This is a genomic window from Elusimicrobiota bacterium (genome assembly GCA_026388075.1).
GTDB lineage: Bacteria > Elusimicrobiota > Endomicrobiia > Endomicrobiales > JAPLKN01 > JAPLKN01.
Window position 1 is genome coordinate 1 of sequence record JAPLKN010000035.1, and the last position, 8106, is coordinate 8106.

Sequence of the window (8106 nt, forward strand, 5' to 3'; positions counted from 1 at the left end):
GATACTTTATACGATAGGTAAAATTGGAGTTGACGGCGCATTGTATCAGGCAATGGAGTTCACGGGCCATGTTTTGAAAGAACTTTCTATGTCTGACAGATTCAGCATGGCAAATATGGCTATAGAAGCGGGCGGGAAAAATGGAATATTTCATCCGGATGAAAGTACACTGGATTATGTCAAAAAACATTCTAATAAAAAATTCAAACTATATGAAAGCGATTCAGATGCTAAGTATAACGAAATAATTGAAATAGACTGCTCGCAGATTTTGCCGCAGATATCTATGCCTTTTCTGCCTTCAAATACAAAAGCTGCAAGAGAATTAAACAATATAAGCATTGATCAGGTAGTAATAGGTTCGTGCACAAACGGCAGAATAGAAGATTTCAGAATCGCCGCAAAAATTATGAAAGGAAAGAAAACTGCCTCGGGAGTTCGTCTGTTGATTATACCCGCGACACCGTTAGTATACAGACAAATATTAGAAGAGGGATTGATTGAAATATTTCTGAAATCAGGAGCTATTATTTCTCCGCCGACATGCGGGCCTTGTTTAGGCGGGCATATGGGTATTCTTGCTCAAGGAGAACGCTGCGTAGCGACAACAAACAGGAACTTTGTCGGAAGAATGGGGCATATCAAATCCGAGGTATATCTGGCAAGCCCGGCTGTTGCTGCAGCATCAGCGATAAAAGGGTGTATAACCGATCCGAACCAACTGAAATAAAGGGGCAAGTAGCAAGGGTCAAGTAGCACAAAACACCGTTTTTTCTTGCTACTTGCTACATGACCCTTGACCCTATAAAGAGGAGCTATAATGATTCTTAAGGGCAAAGCTCACAAATACGGTTCAAATGTAAATACTGACGAGATTATTCCAGCACGTTATCTAAACAGCTCGGATCCGGCAGAGCTTGCAAAACACTGCATGGAAGATATAGATAAAGATTTTATTAAGAAAATGGAAAAAGGGGATTTTATTATAGCTGAAAACAATTTCGGATGCGGTTCATCAAGAGAACACGCCCCGATAAGCATCAAGGCGGCGGGTGTTTCGGCTGTTATAGCAAAATCTTTTGCCAGAATATTTTTCAGGAACGCGATAAATATCGGGCTTCCAATATTAGAATTTGACTCAGTTGAAAAAATAAAATCCGGGGATGAATTGGAAATTGACTTGGGAACGGGGGAAATCAAAAATTTAACCAGAAATGAAAGTTATAAAACACAGCTTTTTCCTGATTTCATGCAGGAAATTATTAAGCGGGGCGGGTTATTGGAATACATAAAAAATAAAAGTCAGAATAAAAATAAATTTTAAATGAATTAAGAATAATGGAGGAAATAAAGTGGAAAAGAAAAGTTATCGAATTGCGGTTATCGGCGGGGACGGTACAGGCCCCGAAGTAATAAAAGAAGGGATAAAAGTTATTGAATCAGCGGCACGAAAAAACAATTTCAAGATAAACTGGATAAATTACGATCTTGGAGGAGAAAGATACAAAAAGACCGGAGAAATATTGCCGGAAAGCGTTATTGAAGAATTAAAGAAAGTGGATGCTATATATCTTGGTGCCATAGGCCATCCGGATGTTAAGCCGGGCATTCTTGAAAAGGGACTGCTTTTAAAACTAAGGTTTGAACTGGATCAATACATAAACTTAAGGCCTGTTAAACTCTACCCAAATGTAGAAACACCATTAAAGGATAAAAAACCTGAAGATATAGATTATATTGTGGTTCGAGAAAATACTGAAGGTTTATATTCCGGAGCGGGAGGATTTCTTCGCCAGGGGACGTTGCAGGAAGTTGCGGTTCAGGAATCTGTAAATACCAGATTTGGAGTTGAACGGTGCATCAGATATGCATTTGAACTTACCAGAAAAAGAAATAAGAATAAAAAACTTACTTTATGCGGTAAAACAAATGTTTTAACATATGCTTTTGGGTTATGGGAACGAACTTTCAACGAGGTTGCCAAAGAGTATAGCGATATTAAAACAGATTATGCCCATGTTGATGCAACGTGTATGTGGATGGTAAAAAACCCTGAATGGTTTGATGTTATTGTCACAGACAATATGTTTGGCGATATTATTACCGACTTGGGCGCTATGACACAAGGAGGAATGGGTATTGCCGCCGGAGGAAACATCAATCCTAAAGGGGTTTCAATGTTTGAGCCTATCGGAGGTTCAGCTCCGAAATATACAGGAAAAAATGTAATTAATCCGCTTGCCGCAATAGCTGCCGGCGGAATGATGTTAGAAGTGATTGGGCAAATAAAGGCTTCAAAAGATGTAGAAAATGCGATAATAAAATCATTGTCATCAGGGAAAATAGAAAGTCTTGCTGCCGGAAAGATGGGACTTACAACAACTGAAATGGGTGATTTTGTGGCAAGCAATATATAGAGACTGTATAAAGAAGTTTGGGAAAAGAAGGGAACAATAAAAAATGAAAAAATATAGAGTGGCAGTTGTCGGAGCAACCGGCGTAGTCGGTCAAGAAATGATTAAGATGCTTGAGAGCAGGTCATTTCCTGTAGAATCTTTGAGAGCTTTAGCGTCTGAAAGATCCGTCGGAAGAACTGTTAAATTTCACGACAAGGAAATAAAAGTTGAAAAACTAACTCCCGAATCAGCCAAGGGCCTTGATATAGCGCTTTTTAGCGCGGGAGCAGCCATTTCAAAAGAATATGCTCCGATTTTTGCCAAAGAAAACTGTTTTGTAATTGATAATTCAAGCGCCTGGAGAATGGAAAAAGATATTCCCTTGGTTGTTCCTGAAGTAAATCCTGATGTGTTGAGTAAAGATAAGAAAATAATAGCAAACCCTAACTGCTCAACTATACAGATGGTGGTAGTTCTTAAGCCGATACATGATTTCTCTAAGATAAAAAGAGTTATAGTTTCTACCTACCAATCGGTTTCAGGCGCCGGAGCTAAGGGCATGGACGAATTGGATAAGCAAATCCGAGCCTGGGCAAAGGGAGAGGCGTTGCCTTCTGCAAACAAATTTCAATATCAGATTGCGTTTAATGTAATACCTCATATTGATGTTTTTATGGAAAACGGGTATACGAAAGAAGAAATGAAAATGGTCAATGAAACACAAAAAATCATGGGGGACTATTCAATCAAAGTTTCTGCAACCTGCGTTAGAGTGCCGGTTTTCAGGTCGCATTCAGAATCAGTATGGATAGAAACCGAAAATAAAGTGACTGTTGATCAGGCAAGAAAACTTCTTTCCAAAGCTGACGGGGTTGAAATTATGGATGATATAAGCAATAAAAAATATCCTCTTCCGATTAATGCCGAAAATAAGCAAATTACATATGTCGGGCGGATAAGAGAAGATATTTCTTATGATAAGGGTTTGACTTTTTGGATTGTTTCTGATAATTTACTTAAGGGCGCGGCCTTAAATGCGGTTCAAATAGCTGAAGTATTAGTTGAGAAAAAACTGGTTTAAAAAATTGAAATACCACGCAGTCCGCCCAAGGCGGACGGGGTATCAGCTGTTCCCCTCTTTGAAAAAGAGGGGTGAGGGGAGATTTGATAGCGTCAAATCCCTCTAAATCTCCCTTTTTTAAAGGGAGAAATTATTGTTTACCCCGCATCTTGATGCGGGGAATTGCAAGTTAAAAAAAATGAAAAAACTAATAATAAATGCCGATGATTTTGGCTACAGAGAAAGCATAAATAAAGGAATTATTTATGCCCATAAAAATGGGTATGTGACGAGCGCTTCCTTGTTTGTTGAAAAGGAAGCAACGGATAATGCTGTTGCTTTGGCAAAAGAAAATCCTTCTTTAGGCTTAGGAATTCATCTAGACCTTGATAAATATTTTGAAGTTGATCATTCGGAAGGAATAATTAAACATTGGATAAATCCTAAGCCATTGCTGGATGACGTATTTAATGAAGCTAAAAGACAGATAGAAAAATATTTATCATTCGGATTCAGCGCCGATCATATTGACAGCCACCATCATGCACATATGCACCATGAAATATTTCCTTTAATCTGTAAGGCGGCAAAAGATTTCAATATTAAAGTTATAAGATTATTCCCAAAAGCAGATCTTAACGATGCCGTATTTGAAAAATGCAAAAATGCAGTAAAAGACCATAATTTAAAACATGTAGATCATTTTATTGAAGGTTGGTATTGGGGAAATGTAGATGAAGCCTATCAGATAGCTGAGCTTATGACGCATCCCGGATATGGCGAACTTTGGCGCGAAGCAGAGCTGGCGCACTGCTGTCAGCCGGAATTAAAACAATATTTTATTGATAAAAAAATTGATCTTTTAAGGTTTAGCGATATTTTTTAACAAGTCGAGGAAGTCCCGTACTTCGATTCGCATCGTACTTCGATTAACTCAGTACCCTGAGTAACATCGAAGAGCTCACTCAGGATAAATGGTGAGCGGGCGCAAGCGAGTCGAACTACATCCGGGCACTGCCCCGCAACAGTAAATTAACGACAGTAGGTAGTAGATGGGAGTTAGTAGGTAGGAAAAGGTTTTTTCCTAAAACCCATCTACTAATACCTAAATCCTGCCGTTAAGAGTCTGGTCTACGGCTTGTTTATTTTTAAAAAAATATTCTTTCGCGGGAAAGGTAAAAGTAGTTTGTTATTACCTGTTTTCCCGTGAAAACAGGTTTTTTTATTTTTCGAGCAGTATCAACAGGTACACCGATGAATCAGCAACTATAATGTAGTTTTTGTTGAAAAAGGCACAAAAACTATGATTACACAGATAAGAGTCAAGATTACACAAATTAAACACCGACGAAATATCTGTGTAATCGCCTTTAAAAATCTGTGTAATCAGTGGCTGTTGAGGACTTTTTCAACAGACACTAATGTAACCAAAATAGGAGTTTGTTTTTAAAACTTTAACCGAACAGATAATGAGGATAAGTTAAGAATTTCAAATGTTTTTGGCAGTTAACTTAATTCTTACCACTTATCCCTTATCACTGCAGTTAGTGTAAATAATATGATACTCATAACAGGCGGCGTAAAATCGGGAAAAAGCACATTAGCCTTGGAACTTGCCCTAAAAATCCCCAAACCGAGGGTTTTTGTGGCAACCTCCGTGCCGTTTGACAGTGAAATGCGCTCAAAGATCAAGCGCCATAGAACGGAACGCGGAAACGGGTTTATCCTGCATGAGGAGCCGACGGAAATATCTGCCCTCATCGAAAAAGCAAAGGCAAATGTCGTTTTAATTGACTGTGTAACTACTTGGGTTGGCAATCTCATGCATTATGGGAAAAATACAAATTTATATTTCGCTAATCTTCTTGATTCCTTAAAAGGGAATGAGATTCTAGTTACTAATGAAGTCGGCCACGGGATTATACCCGAAAATCCTCTAGCAAGGGATTATCTTAACCTGCTCGGCAATATAAACAAGTCTTTAGCCAAACGTGCTGATGAAGTTTATCTTATGGTATCAGGTATAAAGGTAAAGATTAAATGAAAATAGGATCTGTTTCGTGGATTAAAAGGGGAACTTACCTTGAAAATGCAAAAGCTCTTGAACGCTATGTGGATTTCGTTGAGCTTCTTATTTTTTCCTGGGATAGTGATCTAAAAAGGCAACTTACGGAACAGCTTGACGGGCTGAGGAAGCTCGATGTTTTCTATACAGTGCATCTTCCTGCGGACACCATTGAGAACTGCCGCAAGGCGTATTCGTTTTTCCGAAAAGCAGATCTGCCGGTAAAAAACTTCACGCTTCATCCCCTAACTGGGTGGGAAGATTTCATAAAAGACAAAAACGATGTTGCCCTTGAAAACCTTATTGACAATTGCCCAGTTTTTGAAAGAATGGCGATTGATATCGGGCATCTCAAAATTTCGGGCAAAGAAGAATTGGTGCTTGGCAGCGCAAAACTTCAAAGCGTTAAAGAACTGCATCTGCACGGTGTAATATCCGGAAAAGACCACAGTACCTTGAACAAACAAACAATCAAATACGTGCATGAACTTACAAAACGCCATAGGGTTCTTGAAAAAGCGTTCGGCAGAAAAGATTTTCTGGTGAATTTTGAGATATTTGATTTTCCGAAATTGTTAGTCTCGTTAAAGAGGTTTAAATCTTATGAATTTGCCAAAAATTAATGCACTGGACAAAAGCTTAGAAGCTCTTATTAAGAAACGCTTAGATTCCCTTACAAAACCTGTCGGAAGCCTGGGAATGCTTGAAGAAATAGCCCAAAAAATGGCGCTTATAAAAAACAGCCTTAAACCTGCCGTAGAAAAGAAAAGGGTATATGTTTTTGCTTCTGATCACGGGATTGCCGAAGAGGGTGTTTCTGCATATCCGCAGGATGTTACAAAAGAAATGGTTAAGAATTTCATCTCTGGCGGCGCTGCCATAAATGTTTTTTCAAAACATACGAATACAGAAGTTATAGTGGTTGATGCCGGTGTTAAAACGGATATTAAAGCTAGATCAGAGAAGTTTATTGTCAGAAAGCTTGCCCGTTCAACAAAGAATTTTGCGCATGAGCCGGCGATGACCAGAGATGAGGCAGAAAAATGCATACAAACAGGGGTTGAGTTAGCCGAAAATGCCGCCAGAGATGGTGTTGACATTATTGTAATCGGGGATATGGGCATAGGAAACACTACCGTTGCTGCGGCAATAAGCGTAGCCGGCGGCATTGAGATTGATAAAGTGATAGATATCGGGACCGTCATAGATTCTTTAACTCTCAAAAGAAAAAAAAGGGTAATTGAAAATGCCGTCAGACTGCACAGTCCTGACCCAAAGGATCCGATTGATATTCTTTCTAAAGTAGGCGGATACTGCATAGGACAGATGACAGGGCTTATTCTTAAAGCCGCATCCATCGGGATCCCTGTAGTTCTTGACGGTTTTCCGGTAACCTCTGCGGCGCTTCTTGCATACAAGCTTGAGCCTAAGGTGAAGGATTATCTGTTCGCCGGGCACCTTTCTGCGGTTAGGGGCCATAAAACTCTTCTTGATTACCTGGGACTGGAGCCGATTCTGCGGCTTGATATGCGCCTCGGGGAAGGAACCGGCGGGGTTCTGGCGCTTTCAATAATTGAGGCGGCGGTTAAAATGATGAATGAAATGGCGACATTTGAAGATGCGGGGGTTTCAAAAGGCAAAGAGGATGTTAAAATTCAATAAAAATAGGTAAAAGGTAAACGGTAGATGGTAAGAGGTTTCCCCTCTTAAGATTAAGAGGGGATTAAGGGGAGTTTGAAAAAGAAGAGGGAAGACGTTGAATGAACTCCCCCGCCCCTTCTTTAAAAACAAGAGGGGAGAAAGGGACTTGAGAAGAAACTAAAACTAATTAAGTATCCCCTCTTTAGTTAAAGAGGGGAAAAAGGGGAGTTTGAATCAATAATGAAGATTTTCAATAGCATTAAAAACAAAGATGTCCGGATATTATTGCGCAAGAATCAAACTGATGCGGAAAAGAAAATCTGGTCACGACTAAGAAATAAGCAATTATTTGGATATAAATTTTACAGGCAATATGGAATCAGAAACTATATAGTAGATTTTTATTGTCCGAAATTTAAATTGGTTGTAGAAATAGACGGTGGCCAGCATTATGATGAAAAAGGCAGTTTAAGTGATAAGAAGAGAGATGAATATTTTGGGCTGATGAAAATTAAAGTATTAAGGTTTAATAACATGGATATTTTAAAAAACATAGATGAAGTAATGACGGAAATGAGTAATACAATAACTCCCCCAGTCCCTCTTTGAACAAAAGAGGGGAGCATGAAGCAGAATGGCAAAAGAAGTATCCCCTCTTAAGATTAAGAGGGGATTAAGGGGAGTTTGAAAAAGAAGAGTGAAAGAATAAAACCAACTCCCCCGACCCCTTTTTAAAAACAAGAGGGGAGAAATACTAATAATTCGGAAAAACAAAGAGGAAGTGAATGGTGTTAATTAAGAATATCGTATCTGCTTTTACGTTAATTACAAGGCTTCCGCTGGGTTTTATACCGGTTCACCCCGTTAGAGACAACGGGCGCTTCAGGAATAAAGATGGCAGCATTACACCGCCATCTAACAGCATGATTTCAATCCACCGACAG

Annotated in this window: 9 protein-coding genes; all 9 read left to right on the forward strand. The window is 39.2% G+C overall.

The genetic code is table 11. The features are described 5' to 3' along the window. The coding region (locus NT145_01625; protein MCX5781392.1) for an aconitase family protein at positions 1–730 on the forward strand (730 nt) is incomplete at its 5' end. 90 nt (positions 731–820) lie between these two features. Beyond that, on the forward strand, positions 821–1324 hold the full coding sequence (gene leuD / locus NT145_01630; GenBank protein ID MCX5781393.1) for a 3-isopropylmalate dehydratase small subunit: 504 nt from the start codon (positions 821–823) through the stop codon (positions 1322–1324). 28 nt (positions 1325–1352) lie between these two features. Then, complete coding sequence (locus NT145_01635) at positions 1353–2417, forward strand: 3-isopropylmalate dehydrogenase (protein MCX5781394.1); 1065 nt, start codon at positions 1353–1355, stop codon at positions 2415–2417. Between the two features lie 43 nt (positions 2418–2460). Then, positions 2461–3477: an aspartate-semialdehyde dehydrogenase gene (locus NT145_01640; protein ID MCX5781395.1), complete on the forward strand. Its 1017-nt coding sequence runs from the start codon at positions 2461–2463 to the stop codon at positions 3475–3477. A 178-nt stretch (positions 3478–3655) separates the two neighbouring features. After that, complete coding sequence (locus NT145_01645; protein MCX5781396.1) at positions 3656–4342, forward strand: ChbG/HpnK family deacetylase; 687 nt, start codon at positions 3656–3658, stop codon at positions 4340–4342. A 672-nt stretch (positions 4343–5014) separates the two neighbouring features. Further along, positions 5015–5500, forward strand: a complete 486-nt coding sequence (gene cobU, locus NT145_01650; GenBank protein ID MCX5781397.1) for a bifunctional adenosylcobinamide kinase/adenosylcobinamide-phosphate guanylyltransferase — start codon at positions 5015–5017, stop codon at positions 5498–5500. Then, positions 5497–6144 (forward strand): hypothetical protein, encoded by a 648-nt coding sequence (locus tag NT145_01655; GenBank protein MCX5781398.1) that lies wholly within the window; start codon positions 5497–5499, stop codon positions 6142–6144. The genes cobU and NT145_01655 overlap by 4 nt, the downstream gene beginning before the upstream one ends. Further along, positions 6125–7183, forward strand: a complete 1059-nt coding sequence (gene cobT, locus NT145_01660; protein MCX5781399.1) for a nicotinate-nucleotide--dimethylbenzimidazole phosphoribosyltransferase — start codon at positions 6125–6127, stop codon at positions 7181–7183. The genes NT145_01655 and cobT overlap by 20 nt, the downstream gene beginning before the upstream one ends. A gap of 219 nt (positions 7184–7402) precedes the next feature. Beyond that, positions 7403–7771: an endonuclease domain-containing protein gene (locus tag NT145_01665; GenBank protein ID MCX5781400.1), complete on the forward strand. Its 369-nt coding sequence runs from the start codon at positions 7403–7405 to the stop codon at positions 7769–7771. The last annotated feature ends 335 nt before the right edge of the window (positions 7772–8106 follow it).

Excerpts from the sequence above, each read along its gene's own strand:
- leuD (MCX5781393.1), top strand. The coding sequence starts at position 821 with ATGATTCTTAAGGGCAAAGCTCACAAATACGGTTCAAATGTAAATACT.
- NT145_01640 (MCX5781395.1), top strand. The coding sequence starts at position 2,461 with ATGAAAAAATATAGAGTGGCAGTTGTCGGAGCAACCGGCGTAGTCGGT.
- NT145_01645 (MCX5781396.1), top strand. The coding sequence starts at position 3,656 with ATGAAAAAACTAATAATAAATGCCGATGATTTTGGCTACAGAGAAAGC.
- cobU (MCX5781397.1), top strand. The coding sequence starts at position 5,015 with ATGATACTCATAACAGGCGGCGTAAAATCGGGAAAAAGCACATTAGCC.
- NT145_01655 (MCX5781398.1), top strand. The coding sequence starts at position 5,497 with ATGAAAATAGGATCTGTTTCGTGGATTAAAAGGGGAACTTACCTTGAA.
- cobT (MCX5781399.1), top strand. The coding sequence starts at position 6,125 with ATGAATTTGCCAAAAATTAATGCACTGGACAAAAGCTTAGAAGCTCTT.
- NT145_01665 (MCX5781400.1), top strand. The coding sequence starts at position 7,403 with ATGAAGATTTTCAATAGCATTAAAAACAAAGATGTCCGGATATTATTG.